We start from the raw sequence: 19,561 nt of genomic DNA, 5'->3' as shown, positions 1-19,561 counted from the left end.
TTATTAAAATGAAAAAATATCACGTAGAATTAAAATTTATTCTACAACTTTTAATGTTAACTGTAACTGCATTATTTATAGCTTATTTCTTCTAGATTACTGAATACTTTCAGGAAATGAAGATAACAGAACATATTAAAAAAGCGAATGAGAAAACGTTATTCTCGTTCGAAATTATTCCTCCTAAAAAGGGAAAAAGTATCGAAGATTTATATGCGAATATAGATCCATTAATGGAGTTTAAACCACCTTTTATAGACGTAACAACTTCTAGAGAAGAGTATGTTTATGTAGAAAAAGAAGGTTTACTAGACAGAAAAGTTACTAGAATGAGACCTGGAACTGTAGGTATTTGTGCTGCTATTAAACATAAATATGATGTAGATACTGTTCCCCACGTTTTATGTGGTGGTTTTACAAAAGAAGAAACAGAATATTTACTGGTAGATTGTCATTATTTAGGTATAGATAATGTAATGGCTTTAAGAGGTGATGCCATGAGTCATCAAAAGTATTTCGAAGCTTCAAAAGGAGGTCATCAATATGCAAAAGAATTGGTGTCTCAAATTCAGAATTTAAATAAAGGTAAATATTTGCACGATGTTATAGAATCAGATAATTGTGCTGATTTTTGTATTGGTGTAGCAGGTTATCCTGAAAAACATCTAGAAGCACCCTCTTTACAAACAGATTTAAAAAGGTTAAAAGAAAAAGTTGATGCAGGTGCAGATTATGTAGTAACCCAAATGTTTTTCGACAATAAAAAGTATTTCGAGTTTGTAGAAGCTGCCAAAAATATAGGAATAACAATTCCTATTATACCAGGTATTAAGCCTATTGCAGTTAAAAAACACTTACAACTATTACCTCAGGTTTTTAGAATAGACATACCCGAAAATTTAATTAAAGAGGTTGATGCTTGTAAAACAAATAAAGAGGTTAGACAGGTTGGAATTGAGTTTGCGATTCAACAATCAAAAGAATTATTAGCAGCTGGTGTTCCTGTTCTACATTATTATTCTATGGGTAAAAGTGATAATATTCAGGCTATTGCAAAAGAATTATTTTAAAGTACTGTATAGTTTCAATTGATAGATTGATAGTAAAAAGTAATTTTTTTGAGTTAACGAACCTAAAATAAATGTTTACTTTTGTACTTTAATAATGAAAGTACAATCAAAAAACAGATAAAATGGCATTAGAAATAACAGACGCTACTTTTGATGAAGTAGTTTTACAATCAGATAAACCAGTATTAGTAGATTTTTGGGCAGCTTGGTGTGGGCCATGTAGAATGGTAGGACCAATAGTTGATGAAATTCATGCAGAATATGATGGTAAAGCAGTAGTTGGTAAAGTAGATGTAGATGCAAATCAAGAATTTGCAGCTAAATATGGAGTAAGAAATATACCAACAGTTTTAGTATTTAAAAATGGTGAAGTTGTAGATAAGCAAGTAGGTGTAGCACCTAAAAAGACATATACAGATAAGATTGATGCAGCTTTATAGTTGGTATTCAATTTTATAAACTCATAAAGGTTTGGCTAACGTCAAACCTTTTTTTATTTTTAGAAACTAAACAAATACTATGAAATTTTTAAACCTGTTTTTAGTTGTATTTTTAATCGCTTCATGCACTTCTTCTAATAAAGAAATTAAACTAGAAGAAGGTATATCATATGATTTAGCTAAGTATAGAAAACAGCAAATTTCTGATATTGTTTACAACCTACACTTTAAAATTCCTGCTGAGAAAACAAAATCAATTGCATCTAAATCTACAATCAATTTTACTGTCAAAGATTTAGAAAACGATGTTTATTTAGATTTTAATGAAGCAACTTCTAAATTGAAATCAGTAAAAATAAATAGCGAGGAAGTTTTCGTTAATCATCAGAAAGAGCACTTAATATTGGATAAAACAAAATTGATTCTAGGTTTAAATGAAGTAGAAATTTTATTTGATGCAGGAGAAACATCATTAAATAGAAATAATGAATTTTTATATACACTTTTAGTTCCAGACAGAGCAAGTACTTTATTTCCATCTTTTGATCAGCCAGATTTGAAAGCCAAGTATAATTTACGAATTACAGCTCCAAAAGATTGGAAAGTTATGGCTGGTGGATTTGAAGAAAGTGCTATTGAAATTGATGATTTTGTAGAGCACACTTTTGCAACTACAGATAAAATGAGTAGTTATTTATTCTCTTTTGTGGCAGGTAAGTTTTCTGAAACTACTAAAAACCCTGGTGCTTTTGACATGCGCTTTTTATACAGAGAAAATAACCAAGAAAAAATAGATGAAAGTGTAAATGAAATCTTTAAAATTCATCAAAATTCAATAGATTTTTTAGAGAATTATACTAGCGTAAAATTCCCTTTTCAAAAAATGGATTTTGCTGCAATACCACCTTTTCAATATGGAGGTATGGAACATGTAGGTGCCATTCAATATAGAGAGTCTTCATTGTTTTTAGATAAAAATGCAACTCAAAGTAGAAAATTAAGGAGAGCAAAGTTAATAGCACATGAAACATCACACATGTGGTTTGGAGATTTAGTAACCATGAAATGGTTTAATGATGTTTGGATGAAGGAAGTGTTTGCAAATTTTATGGCAGATAAAATTGTAAATCCTGTATATCCAGAAATCAATCATACTCTTAGTTTTATGATGTCTCATTATCCAAGTGCGTATTCAGAAGATAGAACTAAGGGCACCAATCCAATTCGTCAGCCATTAGATAATTTAAAAAATGCAGGTTCGTTATATGGAAGAATCATCTATAATAAAGCACCTATTATGATGCGTCAATTGGAATATTTATTGGGTGAAAGTCAATTTCAAAAAGGTATTCAAGAATACATAAAAACGTATGCAAACTCAAATGCAGATTGGTTGGAACTGGTAGAGATTTTAGATAAAAAATCGGCAGGTAATATTAAAAATTGGAGTGAAGTTTGGGTAAACTCTTCTGGAAGACCCATTTTTACAGAAGAGATTGAAACCAACGAAAAAGGAAATGTTACCAAATTTATAATCCATCAAAAGGCAGAAGATGGTTCAGAAAAAGTTTGGACACAATCTTTTAAAATTCAATTAAAAGATGCTAGAGGATTTGTAAGGAATATCAACATAAAAAATATGGGTTCTTCATTTGATATTACAGAGGCCACAAAAGATTTTAAACCTGGTCAGGTTTTATATAATATAAACGGATTTGGTTATGGAGTTTTTCCAATTTATAAAGATAAAATTGATAACTATAAATTAATTAGAGATGAGGTTTCTAGAGGATATCAATTCATAAATTTATATGAAAATATGCTATTGGGAAATGTGACTCCTAAAAACATTTTTATGGTGTTTTTTGATGCTTTAAAATCTGAGAAAAATGAGTTAATTACAAATTATTTGTCAGGAAGAATTCAGAATATTTATTGGACTTTCTTAACTGAAACACAAAAAGATGAAATTCAAGTTACCACCGAAAATAACTTAATGAAATTACTACAGCAAAACTTGCCTAAAAACATTAAGAAAACAATTTTTAATTTATATCAATCTACAGTTGTTTCCGAAGATGGTAAAGAGAAACTGTATAAAATATGGAATGGCGATTTAAAGATTGATCAATTATTTCTTAATGAGAATAATTTAACTTCTTTGGCTTTACAGCTGGCTGTTCTAGAACACACAAAGTCAAAAGAAATTATAGCAGAGCAAGAATTAAATATTTCTAACCCAGATCAATTAGAAAGATTTAAATGGTTATTGCCAGCAGTTTCTAAAGATGTAATTATTAGAAATTCATTTATGAAATCTCTTTTTGAAAAGGAGAATAGAGAAAAAGAGTCTTGGGTGCAAAGTGGTTTAAGCTATTTTCATCACCCTTTAAGACAAAATAATGCTATTGAGTTTTTACCAGAAATTTTAAATAAATTAGAAGAAGTTCAGTTAACAGGAGATATATTTTTTCCTAAAGGATGGTTAGCTTCAACAATAGGAAATTATTCTTCTAAAGAAGCCTATGAAATACTTCAACAATTTTTAAATGAAAATCCAGATTACAACCCTATTTTACTAAAGAAATTACATCAAACTACAGATGATTTAACCAGAGCTCAAAACATTAAAAAGTAATGAAGTTATCTGAAGTAAAATCATCGGAAATTAAAAACTTAGATCTTCTTGCAAAACAAGTAGTAGAAGGTTTTATAACTGGTTTACATAAAAGTCCTTTTCATGGGTTTTCAGTAGAGTTTTCGGAGCATAAATTGTATAACAAAGGAGAAAGTACGAGGCATATAGATTGGAAGTTATTTGCAAAAACAGAAAAACTTTATACCAAGAAATACGAAGAGGAAACTAATTTACGTTGTCATATTATTATAGATAATTCAGCATCAATGCATTATCCAATTGTAGAAAAACAATCAATAGACAATTTAAATAAAGTTGGGTTTTCTGCTATTGCAGCAGCTTCTTTAATGGAGATTCTAAAGCGTCAAAGAGATGCAGTTGGTTTAAGTATTTACTCAGATAACTATGAGTACTATGCTCCAGAAAAAGGAAGTGAAAGACATAGAAACATGTTACTTTATCAATTAGAAGCTTTAATTTCAGCTCCATCAAATAAAGCGACTGAAACTTACCAATATTTGCATGAAATTGCCGAGAAAATTCACAGAAGGTCTTTAATTTTCTTATTTACAGATATGTTTCAGACGAACAAACCTAATGAAGAACTTTTTGAAGCATTAAGACATTTAAAATATAACAAACATGAGGTGGTTTTATTCCATACTTATGATTCTAAAACTGAGTTTAATTTTAATTTTGATAACAGACCTAAAAAATTTGTTGATTTGGAAACAGGGCAAGAAATAAATGTTTTTGCAGAAAATATTAAAGAAAAATATGAAGAGTTAAGTAAGTTGTTTTTTAACGAATTAAAAAACAATTGTTTACAATATAAAATTGATTATGTTCCTGTTGATATCCAAAAAGGGTATAATGAAATATTAACCGCATATTTATTACAAAGAAAAAATTTTAAATAATTTTTCCATTTATGTTTGCAAATATAAAAATGTGTGTTATATTTGCACCCGCTATTAGCAACGGTTTGGTAGTTCAGCTGGTTAGAATGCCTGCCTGTCACGCAGGAGGTCGCGGGTTCGAGTCCCGTCCAGACCGCGAAAAGCGCTTCATTTATGAAGCGCTTTTTTCGTTTATTTATTTTATTGTTTTTGAGATTATTATAATAAACTTAGCCCTAAAATCAATGACCAAATAATAGTTCTAATCCAATTTTTGTTAACTAATTGTTGTAGCTGAGTTTGTTGAAAACGATTTTCGGAAATTTTAAAGTGTACAGGAGCAAAACTTTTAAACGTAAAAACCCACAAAAATAGAACTAATAGCCCAATTGTTAAGTTAATTATACTGAAGGATACTATTGTATTTAGTATACTTATCACAAGCTGCATTAACATCAATGGAACTACAATTACAGCAATACGTTTGGTGTAAACATTATGCCAATGAACCAAATTTTCTTTATTGTAAAACAAGAAACTTGGGTAAACGATTAATTGAACCATCCAAATTAAAACTACCAAACCTGAATTTACAAATAGGAAAAGTGGAGTAAGGAACTCTTGATAACTCATTATGTATTACTCTTTTGAAATTTATACTTACTTAAAAGTTCTAAAGAACAATAACTTAAAGATTTAATATGCGTTGCTTCCAAAACTATATATGGAGCTTTACCTGCTTTTTCTGCTTGTAACCATCTTGAAATGCACAAGCACCATTTATCACCAGGTTTTAAGCCAGGAAAATTCCATTGTGGTATGGGTGTCATTAAATTGTTGCCTTTACTAGCAGAAAATTCTAAAAATTCTTTTGTAACTATTGCACATACTGTATGTGTTCCATGATCTTGAGAACCTGTTTTGCAAAATCCATCTCTATAGAACCCTGTCATTGGTGAGGTACAACAATTTTTTAAAGGTTGGCTTAAAACGTTTAAATCCAAAATATAAGTTTAAAGTAAATTTAAAGATAATCAATTTAGTGATGACAAAATTATAATTGAAATTGATATTTGTAATATGAAAATTAGCAATCATGTAATTTTTAGGATCAATTTTGAATAATTGATAAAAATTATCGAATTCTTTTAATAATATTTGTGTATCTGAATTTAATCTTTAGATTTGTCTCTCAAACACAAGAAAAAATGTTAAAAACAACTTGGACTCGTTTCTATATTTACTTTTATTTTTACAATAAGAGGAGAGACTTTGTATCATGTTGTTAAACAAAACATAATAAATATAAAGTCTCGAATTTAATTCGAGGCTTTTTTTTTGATAGCATATTAAGTTGAAAAAAGTAGTTGCAATACAAGGAGCAGAAGGCTCAAATCACCATAAAGTAGCCATAGATTTTTATGGTAAAGAAATTCAGTTATCTGAGTGTATGTCTTTTGATGTTTTAGTAGATAATTTGTTAGATAAATCTGCAGAGGTTGGAGTCATGGCTTTAGAAAATACAATCGCAGGTTCAATTATTCCTAATTATGCGCTTATAGACAATAGCAACTTACATATAATAGATGAAGAATATCTAAATATTCACCATCATTTAATGGCGCTACCAAATCAAACTTTAAAAGATATAAAAGAGGTTTGGTCTCATCCTATGGCTTTATTGCAATGCAAAGAATTTTTTAAACAACATCCTCATATTAAATTGGTAGAAGATGTTGACACTGCAGAAGTAGCAAAAAGAATTGCTAAGCATAATCTAAAAGGTATTGCAGCAATCGCTCCTAAAATTGCAGCAGAGATTTTTGATTTAGAAATTATAGAAGACGAAATTCAAACGATAAAGGACAATTCAACTCGTTTTGTTATTGTACAAACAGATCAGCCAGCTATAAATGAAAATGTAAATAAAGCATCTTTAAAGTTTCAATTAGATCATAAAAGAGGAAGTTTAGCTGCAATTCTAAATGTATTGAGCGATTGCAAAATGAACCTAACTAAAATACAATCATTACCAGTTATAGAAACACCTTGGAAATATTCCTTCTTTGTAGATATAACTTTTGAGGATTATAAACAATACAAAAAAGCAGCGTCTATATTAGAAATAATGGCTGAAGAATTTAAGGTTTTAGGAACATATAAAAATGGTAGAAGATGATACAACCAGCAAAAAGATTAGATACTGTTCAAGAATACTACTTCTCTAAAAAACTAAGAGAAGTAAGAGGCTTAGCAGCAGCAGGTAAGCCTATTATTAATATGGGTATTGGTTCTCCAGATTTACAACCTCCAGAAAATGTTTTAGTAGCAATTTCTGAGAGTTTGAGTGATGCAAATGCACATAAATACCAATCTTACCAAGGTTTGCCAGAATTAAGAATTGCAATATCAGAATTTTATAACAGTAAGTTTGCTGTAGGTACAAATCCAGAAAATGAGGTTTTACCATTGATGGGTAGTAAAGAAGGTATCATGCATATTTCTATGGCTTTTTTAAATGAAGGTGATAAAGTTCTAATTCCTAATCCTGGTTATCCAACCTATACATCAGTAACTAAATTAGTTGTAGCAGAACCTCTGTTTTATAATCTAAGTGATGCTACAAATTGGCAACCAGATTTTAATGCATTAGAAAATGAAGATTTAAGTAATGTAAAATTAATGTGGGTAAATTATCCACATATGCCAACAGGTACCAATGCAACATTAGAAACATTTAAAAAGCTAGTTGAATTTGGTAAAAAGCATAAAATATTAATCATTAATGATAATCCTTACAGTTTTATTTTAAATGATAATCCAATAAGTATTTTACAAGTAGAGGGTGCAAAAGATATTGCTTTAGAGTTGAACTCATTGAGCAAAACTTTTAATATGGCTGGTTGGAGAGTTGGTATGTTGTTAGGAAACTCAACTTACATTAACGAAGTTTTAAAGGTAAAATCAAATATGGATTCTGGTATGTTTTACGGAATTCAAAAAGGTGCAATAAAGGCTTTACAATTATCAGATAAATGGTTTCAAGACCAAAATAAAATTTATGAAGAACGTAGAAAATTGGTGTGGCAATTAGCAGATAAGTTGAATGCTAAATATGATAAAAATGCCACAGGTTTATTTGTTTGGGCAAAAATACCTGAAGGTAAAAAAGCCGAAGAAATTACAGATGCAGTATTATATGATAAAGACATATTTATAACACCAGGAACTATTTTCGGCTCTCAAGGAGAAGGCTACATCCGTTTTTCTTTATGTGTATCAAAAGATGTAATAACACAAGCAATAAATAGATTTTAAAGAGTTAATCTTTAATAAACAGTAATAGAATGAAGCATATTTACATGATTGGTATTGGTTTAATAGGAGGTAGTTTTGCTATCGATATTAAAGAACACAATCCGTCTGCAAAAATTTATGGAATAGATATTAATGAGGCTTATTTAGATGAATCTCTTGCTTTAGGCGTTATTGATGAAAAAGCCACTTTAGAAGATTTAGAAAAAGCAGATTTGGTAATCGTTTCAATTCCTGTAGATGTTACTGTAAAATTGCTACCTACTATATTAGATAAAATAGGTGATAATACTTTGGTTGTAGATGCTGGTTCTACAAAAGAAGCAATTTGTAAAGAGGTTGAACATCATCCGAAAAGAAGAAATTTTTTAGCAGCTCATCCAATTGCAGGAACAGAAAACTCAGGGCCAAAAGCAGCCATTTCTGGCTTATATAAAGGGAAAACGAATATTATTTGTGAAGTAGAAAAAACTACTTTTAAGCTGCAAGAAAAAGCATTAGAGCTTTTTAGAGCTATTGGAATGCGTATTAGGTATATGGATCCTGTTTCTCATGATAAGCATATTGCGTATGTTTCGCACTTATCTCACATAAGCGCATTTATGTTAGGTAAAACTGTTATCAACAAAGAAAAAAATGAACGTGATATTTTTGATATGGCAGGTTCAGGTTTTGAGTCTACAGTTCGTTTGGCAAAAAGTAGCCCTGCAATGTGGACACCAATTTTTAAACAAAATAAAGAAAACTTAATAGAAACGTTAGAAGAATACATCAATAATTTACAACAATTTAAAGAGTTGATGCAACAAGATAATTTCTCTGAGATTTTTAATGAAATGGAGAATACAAATTATATAAAACAAATTTTAAACGGCATAAAATAAATAGCCACAATTAATAGAAAAATGAAGAATACAGCAGCATTAAGAACATGGTTGGATGATATGAAATTAGATCATCCACTAGTAATAGCAGGGCCTTGTAGTGCAGAAACCGAAGAACAGGTTTTAAAAATTGCACATGAATTAAAAGATTCTGATGTAAACTATTATAGAGCAGGGATTTGGAAACCAAGAACTAGACCAGGAAATTTTGAAGGAGTAGGAGCTTTAGGTTTAAAATGGTTAAAGAAAGTAAAAGAAGAAACAGGTATGAAAACCTGTACAGAAGTAGCAAATGCAGCTCATGTTAAGTTAGCTATTGAAAATGATGTAGATTTATTATGGATTGGTGCTAGAACTGCAGTTTCTCCTTTTATTATGCAAGAATTAGCGGACGCTTTACATGGTACAGATAAAATTGTTTTGGTAAAGAACCCAATAAATCCAGATTTGGCTTTATGGTTGGGTGGAATTGAAAGATTATATACTGCAGATATTAAAAATTTAGGAGCTATTCATAGAGGATTTTCAACCTATGAAAAATCAAAATATAGAAACGTTCCTGAATGGCAAATTGCAATTGAATTTAAAAACAGATTTCCAGATTTACCATTAATTTGTGATCCATCCCATATAACAGGAAACAGAGAAATGATTTTTGATGTATCTCAAACTGCTTTAGATTTAAATTTTGATGGTTTAATGATAGAAACTCATTTTGATCCTGATAATGCTTGGTCTGATGCTGCACAACAGGTTACACCTACTAAATTAAAGCAGATTATGCAAGACTTAAGAATTAGAAAGCAAACAGAAACAGATTCTACTTACAGAGACTCATTAGATAATTTACGTGCACAAATTAATGTGGTAGATGGTCAATTAATTGATTTGTTAGGAAAACGTATGAAGGTTGCAGATCAAATTGGAGAGCTTAAAAAAGAGCAAAATGTGGCTGTTTTACAATCTAGAAGATGGAATGAGATTTTAGGAAACATGATTCTAGAAGGACAAGAAAAAGGATTGAGTGAAGAATTTGTATTAAGAATGTTTAAAGCCATTCATCAAGAATCGATTAATCATCAAGAGAATATTATTAAAGCATAATATTTTTCAAATATTTAATTAGAGCCACAAATTCTTTGCGAATTTGTGGCTTATTTTTTTAAATCAATTTTAATTCTGCATCTTTGTAGTAATGACAGGTATTGTATATAAATCTACAGGAAGTTGGTATTTTGTAAAGTCTGATGATGGCCAATTTCATCAATGTAGAATTAAAGGAAAATTTAGAATAAAAGGCATAAAAAGTACTAACCCAATTGCTGTTGGAGATAAAGTGGTTTTTGACCTAGAAAAGAAAGGAGATGAAGAAACAGGTGTCATTAAAAAAATTCTAGATAGAGAAAATTTTATAGTTCGTAAATCTGTAAATCTTTCAAAGCAAACGCATATAATTGCTGCAAATATAGATTTGGTGTTTTTATTAATCACCATTAACAATCCACCAACATTAACGGCTTTTATAGATCGTTTTTTGGTAACAACAAGAGCTTATAGAATAGAAACAGTTTTGGTATTTAATAAAATTGATTCTTATGCCATAGAAGAAAGAGCAGAAATTTTATATCTCAAAGATATCTACGAGGCAATTGGCTATACCTGTATAGAAGTCTCAGCAACAGAAAATACAAATGTTGATGTTTTAAAAGAATTAATGACAGGCAAAACATCTATGTTTGTCGGGCATTCAGGAGTAGGTAAATCTACTTTAGTAAATGCAATTGAGCCTAATTTAGACTTAAAAACACAAGAAATATCAGATCAACACAAACAAGGGCAACATACTACAACCTTTGCAGAAATGTTCGATTTAAGTTTTGATGCTAAAATTATAGACACTCCAGGTATAAAAGGTTTTGGAGTTGTAGATATGGATAAGTATGAACTTGGAGATTACTTTCCAGAATTTTTTGCCTTAAAACAATACTGCAAGTTTAATGATTGTTTGCATTTAAAGGAACCACATTGTGCTGTTAAAGAAGCTTTAGAAGAAGAAGAGATTTCTTGGTCTAGATACAGAAGCTATTTACAGATTTTAGAAGGAGAAGAAGAAACAGAACATTTTAGAACAGATGTTTGGAATGAGGAAGATGATTAAATTACTATGAGAGTAGTTATTCAAAGAGTTTCTGAAGCAAGTGTTACTATAGATGGAAAAAAAGTAGCAGAAATTAGAAAAGGTTTATTAGTGCTTTTAGGTATCACAGATGCAGATACACAAGAAGATATAGATTATCTAGTAAGAAAAACTGCCAATCTTAGAATCTTTAATGATGAAAATCAAGTAATGAATTTATCACTCAAAGATGTAAATGCAGATGCAATTGTTGTAAGTCAATTCACGCTATTTGCTAATGTAAAAAAAGGAAATAGACCAAGTTATATTAATGCTTCTAAGCCCAATATTGCAATTCCACTTTATGAAAAATTTGTGGCTAATTTAGAATTAGAAATTCAAAAAGAAATACAAACTGGTAGGTTTGGTGCAGATATGAAAGTATGTTTATTAAATGATGGACCAGTTACCATAATTATAGACTCTAAGAATAGAGATTTCTAAAAATAAATTAATTTTATTAAAAATAGTTTCCAAGGAAAATAAATTGTTATATATTTGCCATGGAAAATAAAACCCCAATTAACTTAAAATAAAATATCATGAAAAAATTAGTAGTATCCTTAATAGTTGTTGCATCAGTTTTAACTGGTTGTAAAAATGAAAAAAAAGAAGTTGTAGAAACAAAAGAAGCTAAAGAAGTAGAAGTAAATGTAGCAGAGCTTAACAATGTAAATTTATCAACATCTATGATTACTTGGAAAGGTTATAAACCAACTGGTTCTCATAATGGAACAGTTGCAATACAAGATGCAGATTTATTAATAGAAGATGGAGCATTAAAAGCAGGTGAGTTTACCATAGACATGAACTCAATTAAAGTAGAAGATATACCTGCAGATAATGATGGTAATGCAAAGTTAAGAGGTCATTTAACGAGTGCAGATTTTTTTGATGTTGCAACGTACCCAACTTCTAAATTTGTAATTACAAATGTTGAAAAGAAAGAAGGTAACAAAGTACATCTTACAGGTAATTTAACAATTAAAGATGTAACTAAAAGTGTTACAATACCTGCAATGATGTCTACTGAAAATGGAGTAACTACTTTAGAAAGCGAAACTTTTATGATTGATAGAGCAGAGTTTAACGTTAAATATGGTTCTAAATCATTTTTTGATGACCTAAAAGATAAATTTATTAATGATGATATGGAAATGTCATTTGTAGTTAAAACAAAAGCATAAAGACTTTTATTCTTCAAAATAAAATAACCCAAAACTTTTTAGTTTTGGGTTATCTTTTTTACATTGGCAATTAAATTGTTATAATGTTTGCAAAGCCCCCTAAAATTATTTGCTTTTTCTTGCTATGGTCTTTTTTTAGTTTCTCTCAGAACGAAATTTATGTGGCTTATGCAATTCCAAAGGAATTAAAAGAAAATGCAAATGCTGTTGTAAGAAATAGCACTACAGAAATTACTATTTCTAGTATAAATGAGTTAGTCTACTCAAAAAAGTACATTGTTACAGTATTAAATAAATTAGGAAATTCAGATGCTAGAATTTCAGAAAGTTATGATGATGATACTAAAATTACCAATCTTAAAGCTGTAATATATGATGCTTTTGGTATTGAAATAAAAAAATATAAGGAAAGAGATTTTACAGATGTGAGTGCTGTAGATGGTGGTTCATTATATTCAGATGCCAAAGTAAAATATGTAAATCACACACCAGTTTCCTACCCATATACATTAGTTTTTGAAACCGAATATAAAACGTCAACAACTGCTTTCATTCCTTGGTGGGTTCCAGTAAATGGATATTATTTGTCTGTTCAAAATAGTAGCTTCACAATTAATAACCCTCTAAAAATTCCTTGGAGGCTAAAAGAATCTAATTTTAAAGGCTATAAAATAGAAAAAAACGAATCAGAATCTCAAATCAATTTCTCACTCAAAAATCAAAAAGCAATAAATTACGAACGCAATTCAATTTCTTCTTTAAATATTTTACCTATTGCTAAAGTAGCCCTAAATAATTTTCATTTAAAAGGTGTTTATGGAGAAGCTACAAATTGGGAGCAATTTGGTAAATGGATGTACACATCTTTAATATCTGGTAGAGATCTATTAGACGAAGCAACAAAAACTAAAATTATAGAACTAACAAAAGTTGCTAAAACACCAATAGAAAAAGCAAAAATTGTGTATCAATTTATGCAAGATAAAACAAGATATATTAGTGTTCAAGTAGGTATTGGTGGTTGGGAACCTATTGCAGCGAATAAAGTAGATGAAGTTGGTTATGGAGATTGTAAAGGGCTAACAAATTACACTAAAGCTCTTTTAGATGTTGTTGGTGTAACCTCTTATTTTACCTTAGTTTATGCAAATGAAAAAAGAGATATAGACAAAAATTTTTCATCTTTACAAGGTAATCATGCTATATTAAATATCCCCAATAATGGCAAAGATATCTGGTTAGAGTGTACAAATCAAACCATACCTTTTGGTTTTTTAGGAGATTTTACAAATGATAGAAATGTTTTAGTTATTACACCAGAAGGAGGTATTATAAAAAGAACTTCTATTTATAAAAATAATGAGAATCTTCAAGTTACTGAAGGAGTTATCACTTTAGAAGAAAATGGTTCAGTAAAAGCAAAAATTGAAAGAGTATCTAAAGGTTTGCAATATGATGATAAAAGTTATTATGACAACCTTACAGAAAATGAATTAAAAAAACAGTATACGACTCGTGTTTGGAGCTATAATAATAACCTTAAAATAGAAAATGTTCAAGTAGAGAATAATAAGGATGAAGTAGAATTTTTAGAAAAATTATCAATTGATATAAATGAATTTGCCTCTATTAATAATGATGATTATATTTTTAGAGTTAATATTTTTAATCGAGAAAGCTTTGTGCCCAAAAGATATAGAGAAAGAAAAATGCCCTTGCAAATAAATAGAGGTTATAAGGATGTAGACTCACTTACATTTAAACTACCTGCGAATTATACATTAAATTATGTGCCTGATTTTAAAGAAATTAATTCAAAGTTTGGTACATATAAAATTAATTTCAAGATAATTGATGATGCAACTTTTACTTATCACAAAGAGATTGAAATTAAAGAAGGTGTTTATTCAAAAGAAGATTATAAAGCCTACAGAGCTTTTAGAAAAAAAATTGCTAAAACAGAAAATTTAAGAATTGTATTAACCAAAAAATAGTTATGATTAAAAAATTAGTATTAGGACTTTTTTTAATAAGTCAAGTTTCTTTGTATGCACAAGATTACAAATTTGGTAAAGTATCTAAGGAAGAATTGCAAGAAGAATTTTATCCTTTAGATTCTACTGCAGATGCAGCTTACTTATATAAAAATAGAAAAACTTACTATGATTACAATAACAACTCTGGTTTTGAAGTTGTAAATGAAGTACATGTAAGATTAAAATTATACACCAAAGAAGGTTTTGATTTTGCAACTTTTAAACTGCCTTATGTCAGACCAGAGAGTGGAAAGTCTGAAAAGGTTTCTTCAATAAAAGCTGTTACCTATAACTTAAATGAAAAAGGAAAAATAGAAGAAGATAAGGTTTCTAATAAGTATATTTTTGATGAAACTGTAAGTAAATTTAGACATGTAAAAAGAATTACATTTCCAAACCTTAAAGAAGGTTCAGTGATAGAATTGAAATATACAATGTCTTCTCCTTATACAGATTTTGTAGATGACTTACAGTTTCAATATGGTATACCCGTTAAAAAGTTAGCTATAGAAGTAGAAACTCCTGAGTGGTTGATTTTTGCGAAAAAGAATAAAGGTTATTACTTGATTTCTCCAGAAGAAACTTTTAGAAATGGTAGTATTACAATTAGAAATAAAGTTAGGAACACAAGTACATATATTGATGAAAGAGGAGGTGCAAGTGGTAAAACAACTACGACATCTTATGAAAATAACAGACAAGATTTAGCCTATAATATTTCTAAATACGAAGCAGAAAATATACCAGCTCTAAAAAATAATGAACCTTATGTTGGTAGTGCTTACGCATATAGAGGAGGAGTAAAATACGAGTTAGTGGGTACTAAATTTCCAAACACTGCTCCTAAAAATTTTTCAAAATCTTGGGATAATGTTACAAAGCAAATTTACAAATCGAGTGCTTTTGGTAAAGAGTTAGAAAAAACTAACTATTACAAGAAAGACATAGATGCTTTAATAGCTAATTCTAATGTAAACTTAGAAAAATTAGCTTTATTATTTCAATATGTAAAAGCTAACATGAAATGGAATGGCTACACCAATAAATATACAAATGATGGTGTACGAAAAGCTTACCAAGATAAAACAGGTAATTCTGCAGAAATAAACTTGATGCTTACTTCTATGTTACGTTATGCAGGTTTAAATGCAAATCCTGTATTAGTAAGTACAAAAGGTAATGGAGTTCCTCTTTTTCCAACCATAAAAGGATTCGATTATGTAGTTACAGGTGTAAAGTTGGCAGACAATTCAATGATCTTATTAGATGCTACAGAGCCTTTTAGTATGCCAAATATATTACCAGCAAGAGCACTAAACTGGAATGGAAGGCTGGTTACTAAAACAGGAGAGTCTTCTTGGATAAATTTAAATTCATCTAAACATGCAGAGGAAGAAAATATGATAATGGTTAAAATTTCTGATGATTTAGAAGTAAGTGGTTTTACTAGAACTATCTATGATAATTTTGAAGCTCAAAGATTTAGAAAAAGATATAACCATATAAAAGATGAAGATTTAATTGAAAAATTTGAAGAAAATAATAATCTGGAAGTAGATGATTTTAAATTGGTAAATCAAGATAATTTGGCTAAACCAGTAATTAGAAATGTAAAATTCACGTCAGAAGATTTATTGGAAACTATTGGCAATAAATTATATATAGAGCCTTCTTTATTTCTTACAAAAAGAACAAATCCATTCAAATTAGATGAAAGAAAATATCCTGTAGATTTTACCTCTGCTTTTAAAGAAACTAATAAAGTTACTATACAAGTACCTAAAGGTTATGCAATAGAATCTGTTCCAGAACAATTGGCAATTGCGTTACCAGATAATCTAGGCTTTTTTAAATATCAAATTATTAATGGTGGTAATAAAGTAAAATTAGTATCCCTATTACAAATAAATAGTGCTATGGTTCCACCTCAATATTATACAGCACTGAAAGAATTTTATGCAAAATTGGTACAGAAAGAAACAGAAAAAATTGTTTTAATAAAATCTTAGTTTGAAATACTTAATTTAATAAAAAACCCAAAACTAAATGTTTTGGGTTTTTTATTATAAATGAATTGCAGTTGTGTTCTTCACTTTTTCTATGGCAAAAGTACTATGAGTACTTCCTATATATTTTATAGCTGTTAATTTGGTAACCATAAAAGATCTGTATTGCTCCATATCTTTCACAAAAATTTTTAAGATATAATCGTATTCCCCACTTACATGAAAACATTCAGATACTTCTTCTAGTTTTAATATTTCTCTTTCAAAGGTGTTTACGTTTTCTTTGGTGTGTTGTATTAGTTTTACATGACAAAAAACTAAGAAAGACTTTTCTATTTTATTCTTATTTATAATTGCTACATACTTTTCTATAACTCGTTCTTTTTCTAATTTTTTAATTCTCTCATAAACTGCAGTTACAGATAAATTAAGTTGAAGCGATAATTGCTTTGTAGTTTGTTTACTGTTGTCTTGAAGTAAGTTAATTAGTTTTTTATCTATAACATCTAATTTCATAAAATGTAATTTTTTCTAAGAATAATAAAAATTATTATAAATATAAACAATAACACTATTAAAGTATTTAAAAATAGAATAATAAACTATATTTTACTTTATGATTTGATAAATATTCTATTTGATTGTTATTTTACTATAAATAAAAAACAGAATTATGAGTTATAATCCAGCAGATCAAATACAAGATTTACAATATTTTGGAGAATTTGGAGGTGTAAATCCTTCCATTTCAGATTCATCTACCTATACTTTTTTATCAGCAAAAACAATGTTTGATACGTTTGAGGGTAATGCAGATGGTTGTTATTTATATTCACGTCATTCAACACCTTCAAATTTATATTTAGGTGAAGCTTTAGCAGCAATGGAAGGTACAGAAACCGCAAATGTTACAGCTTCAGGAATGGGAGCTATAACACCTGTTTTATTGCAGCTGTGTGGAGCAAATGATCATATTGTTTCTAGTAGAACTATTTATGGTGGTACATACGCTTTTCTAAAAAACTTTACACCTAAATTAGGTATAGAGACTACGTTTGTAGACATCACAAAATTAGAGGTTGTAGAAGCAGCAATTACTAAAAACACCAAAGTTATATATTGCGAATCTGTAAGTAATCCGCTTTTAGAGGTTGCAGATATTAAAGGCTTATCTGCTATAGCTAAAAAACACAATTTAAAGCTAGTTGTAGATAATACTTTTTCTCCATTATCAATTTCACCTGCAAAATTAGGTGCAGATATAGTAATTCATAGTTTAACAAAATTCATTAATGGTTCCTCAGATACTGTTGGAGGTGTAGTTTGTGGTACACAAGAGTTTATAAATGATTTAAGAAATGTAAACGATGGTGCCTGTATGTTGTTGGGGTCAACTATGGATAGTTTAAGAGCTTCATCCGTTTTAAAAAATATGAGAACGCTTCATATTAGAATGAAACAACATAGTTTTAATGCGAGTTTTTTGGCTGAAAAATTTCAGGCTGATGGATTAAAAACTGTTTATCCTGGTTTAGCATCTCATTCTTCACATCAATTATTTAAGTCGATGATGAATGCAGAATATGGTTTTGGTGGAATGCTTACTGTAGATGTTGGTTCTTTAGAAAAAGCAAATACATTAATGGAGTTAATGCAAGAAAAAAACTTAGGTTATTTGGCTGTGAGTTTAGGGTTTTACAAAACACTATTTTCTGCTCCAGGAAGTTCTACATCATCAGAAATACCTGAAGATGAACAAAAGGAAATGGGACTATCAGATGGTTTAATAAGGTTCTCTATTGGATTGGATAATAATATAGAACGTACTTACGAAATGATGAAAAAATGTATGATTGAGGTTGGTGTTTTAAAAGCCTAAATTCCTTTTAAGCGTTCTATAAAAATGGCAAAATCCTCTTTATTTGGCGGATTTCCATCAAATGGTAAAATATCCCATTCATTATTTTCATTGTAGATGGTAAAGTTAAATATAGAGGAATTTAAATCATCAGGGTTTAGCATTGGATAACGTAAATCTACATATTTGTAAGTGCCAACTTTATCTTTTTTGATGATGTTAAAATATTGATTGCTGAACCAAGCTAGGGTTTGTAAATTGGTGTCAGCCATATCAATTATTGAATGGTTTTTTTCTACAGTTATAAATTTATCGCTAATAGATTTATCATCTAATAAAGAATAAAAAGTTAAGTGATATTGTTCTTCTGTTTCTGCAACTGCATACCAAAGTATGTTATTTAAAATGGTAGGTTGTGCAGAAAATCGTTCTATGTTTATTCCTGCTTTTTTAAATGATTTTTCAAACACGCTATCAATATAAACTTTATTAATCACTGTAAAAATCAGGTAAATAGAGCTTAGATAAATACCTGTTTTTAACCAAGATTTACGTTTGGTTTTAGTTCTATTATAGAACATTAAAACAATCATACAAATTAAAAACGGAAGTGTATATAAAGGGTCTGCAACTGAGATTGTGTTAAAAGCAACTCTATAATTGGTAAAAGGTGTAAAAAGTTGTGTTCCATAAGGAGTAAAACAATCTAAAATAGGATGCGTAAATATGGCCCAAAAGAAAAGTAAAATCCAATCTTTTAGAACTGTGGTTTCTTTTCTTTTACCAGTATTATATAACTTGTAGGTAAGCCATCCAAAGAGAAAACATCCCAAAAGCGCAAATAAAATGGAGTGCATAAAACCTCTATGAAAAGCCATGGCTTGTATTTCATTATTATAAATCCATTTGCCAATAAAAACATCTAAATCAGGAATTGTACCACCAATAGCTCCAAACAAAAGAGCTTTGTTTCCAATTTTTTTACCAAGCACAGCTTCTCCACAAGCAGCACCTAAAATAATTTGAGTTAATGAATCCATATTTACAAAAAT

At 29.2% G+C, this 19,561-nt stretch carries 18 protein-coding genes and 1 tRNA gene; 15 read left to right on the top strand and 4 right to left on the bottom strand.

The features are described 5' to 3' along the window. Window positions 1–116: 116 nt before the first annotated feature. The 5 genes from metF to LPB302_RS06740 all read left to right on the top strand — a co-directional run bounded on the left by metF (window position 117) and on the right by LPB302_RS06740 (window position 5,204). On the top strand, window positions 117–1,070 hold the full coding sequence (gene metF, locus LPB302_RS06760; RefSeq protein ID WP_053974283.1) for a methylenetetrahydrofolate reductase [NAD(P)H]: 954 nt from the start codon (window positions 117–119) through the stop codon (window positions 1,068–1,070). 122 nt (window positions 1,071–1,192) lie between these two features. Beyond that, a complete protein-coding gene (trxA, locus tag LPB302_RS06755; protein WP_015480982.1) occupies window positions 1,193–1,510 on the top strand; it encodes a thioredoxin in 318 nt (105 codons plus the stop codon). Between the two features lie 79 nt (window positions 1,511–1,589). Beyond that, on the top strand, window positions 1,590–4,148 hold the full coding sequence (locus LPB302_RS06750; RefSeq protein WP_053974284.1) for a M1 family metallopeptidase: 2,559 nt from the start codon (window positions 1,590–1,592) through the stop codon (window positions 4,146–4,148). Beyond that, window positions 4,148–5,068, top strand: a complete 921-nt coding sequence (locus LPB302_RS06745; RefSeq protein ID WP_053974285.1) for a DUF58 domain-containing protein — start codon at window positions 4,148–4,150, stop codon at window positions 5,066–5,068. Before LPB302_RS06750 ends, LPB302_RS06745 begins: the two co-directional genes overlap by 1 nt. Before the next feature lie 62 nt (window positions 5,069–5,130). Continuing rightward, window positions 5,131–5,204, top strand: a tRNA-Asp gene (locus LPB302_RS06740). A gap of 62 nt (window positions 5,205–5,266) precedes the next feature. On the opposite strand, the gene LPB302_RS06735 is transcribed toward LPB302_RS06740, so the two are convergent. Beyond that, window positions 5,267–5,680, bottom strand: coding sequence for a hypothetical protein (locus LPB302_RS06735; protein ID WP_053974286.1), 414 nt, complete (start codon window positions 5,678–5,680; stop codon window positions 5,267–5,269). Then, window positions 5,680–6,051 carry a DUF2237 family protein gene (locus LPB302_RS06730; protein WP_053974287.1) on the bottom strand — a complete coding sequence of 124 codons (372 nt, stop codon included), beginning with the start codon at window positions 6,049–6,051 and terminating at the stop codon, window positions 5,680–5,682. Before LPB302_RS06730 ends, LPB302_RS06735 begins: the two co-directional genes overlap by 1 nt. 350 nt (window positions 6,052–6,401) lie before the next feature. On the opposite strand from LPB302_RS06730, the gene LPB302_RS06725 reads away from it, so the two are divergent. The 9 genes from LPB302_RS06725 (at window position 6,402) to LPB302_RS06685 (ending at window position 16,654) form a co-directional block, all read left to right on the top strand. Beyond that, window positions 6,402–7,226 carry a prephenate dehydratase gene (locus LPB302_RS06725; RefSeq protein WP_053974288.1) on the top strand — a complete coding sequence of 275 codons (825 nt, stop codon included), beginning with the start codon at window positions 6,402–6,404 and terminating at the stop codon, window positions 7,224–7,226. After that, complete coding sequence (locus LPB302_RS06720) at window positions 7,223–8,365, top strand: pyridoxal phosphate-dependent aminotransferase (RefSeq protein WP_053974289.1); 1,143 nt, start codon at window positions 7,223–7,225, stop codon at window positions 8,363–8,365. Before LPB302_RS06725 ends, LPB302_RS06720 begins: the two co-directional genes overlap by 4 nt. 29 nt (window positions 8,366–8,394) lie before the next feature. Beyond that, window positions 8,395–9,246 carry a prephenate dehydrogenase gene (locus LPB302_RS06715; RefSeq protein WP_053974290.1) on the top strand — a complete coding sequence of 284 codons (852 nt, stop codon included), beginning with the start codon at window positions 8,395–8,397 and terminating at the stop codon, window positions 9,244–9,246. Window positions 9,247–9,267: 21 nt separating this feature from the next. Then, a complete protein-coding gene (locus tag LPB302_RS06710; protein WP_053974291.1) occupies window positions 9,268–10,350 on the top strand; it encodes a bifunctional 3-deoxy-7-phosphoheptulonate synthase/chorismate mutase type II in 1,083 nt (360 codons plus the stop codon). Between the two features lie 91 nt (window positions 10,351–10,441). Further along, on the top strand, window positions 10,442–11,404 hold the full coding sequence (gene rsgA, locus LPB302_RS06705; protein WP_053974292.1) for a ribosome small subunit-dependent GTPase A: 963 nt from the start codon (window positions 10,442–10,444) through the stop codon (window positions 11,402–11,404). A gap of 6 nt (window positions 11,405–11,410) precedes the next feature. Beyond that, complete coding sequence (dtd, locus tag LPB302_RS06700) at window positions 11,411–11,866, top strand: D-aminoacyl-tRNA deacylase (protein ID WP_053974293.1); 456 nt, start codon at window positions 11,411–11,413, stop codon at window positions 11,864–11,866. A gap of 98 nt (window positions 11,867–11,964) precedes the next feature. Next, complete coding sequence (locus LPB302_RS06695) at window positions 11,965–12,609, top strand: YceI family protein (protein WP_053974294.1); 645 nt, start codon at window positions 11,965–11,967, stop codon at window positions 12,607–12,609. Window positions 12,610–12,692: 83 nt separating this feature from the next. Next, the gene (locus LPB302_RS06690; RefSeq protein ID WP_053974295.1) at window positions 12,693–14,603 is read left to right on the top strand and encodes a DUF3857 domain-containing protein; all 1,911 of its coding nucleotides are present in this window, start codon (window positions 12,693–12,695) and stop codon (window positions 14,601–14,603) included. A 2-nt stretch (window positions 14,604–14,605) separates the two neighbouring features. Further along, on the top strand, window positions 14,606–16,654 hold the full coding sequence (locus LPB302_RS06685; protein WP_053974296.1) for a DUF3858 domain-containing protein: 2,049 nt from the start codon (window positions 14,606–14,608) through the stop codon (window positions 16,652–16,654). Between the two features lie 54 nt (window positions 16,655–16,708). Here LPB302_RS06685 and LPB302_RS06680 read toward each other — a convergent pair whose 3' ends face one another. Further along, the gene (locus tag LPB302_RS06680) at window positions 16,709–17,167 is read right to left on the bottom strand and encodes an Lrp/AsnC family transcriptional regulator (RefSeq protein ID WP_053974297.1); all 459 of its coding nucleotides are present in this window, start codon (window positions 17,165–17,167) and stop codon (window positions 16,709–16,711) included. A 157-nt stretch (window positions 17,168–17,324) separates the two neighbouring features. On the opposite strand from LPB302_RS06680, the gene LPB302_RS06675 reads away from it, so the two are divergent. Further along, window positions 17,325–18,530: an aminotransferase class I/II-fold pyridoxal phosphate-dependent enzyme gene (locus LPB302_RS06675; protein ID WP_053974298.1), complete on the top strand. Its 1,206-nt coding sequence runs from the start codon at window positions 17,325–17,327 to the stop codon at window positions 18,528–18,530. Here the strand turns inward: LPB302_RS06675 and LPB302_RS06670 are convergent. Beyond that, complete coding sequence (locus tag LPB302_RS06670) at window positions 18,527–19,549, bottom strand: metal-dependent hydrolase (RefSeq protein ID WP_053974299.1); 1,023 nt, start codon at window positions 19,547–19,549, stop codon at window positions 18,527–18,529. The two genes, LPB302_RS06675 and LPB302_RS06670, sit on opposite strands and share 4 nt — an antisense overlap. Between the last annotated feature and the right edge of the window lie 12 nt (window positions 19,550–19,561).

Source organism: Polaribacter dokdonensis (assembly GCF_024362345.1).
Classification (GTDB): domain Bacteria; phylum Bacteroidota; class Bacteroidia; order Flavobacteriales; family Flavobacteriaceae; genus Polaribacter; species Polaribacter dokdonensis.
This window is presented reverse-complemented; position numbering and strand designations above follow the sequence as displayed.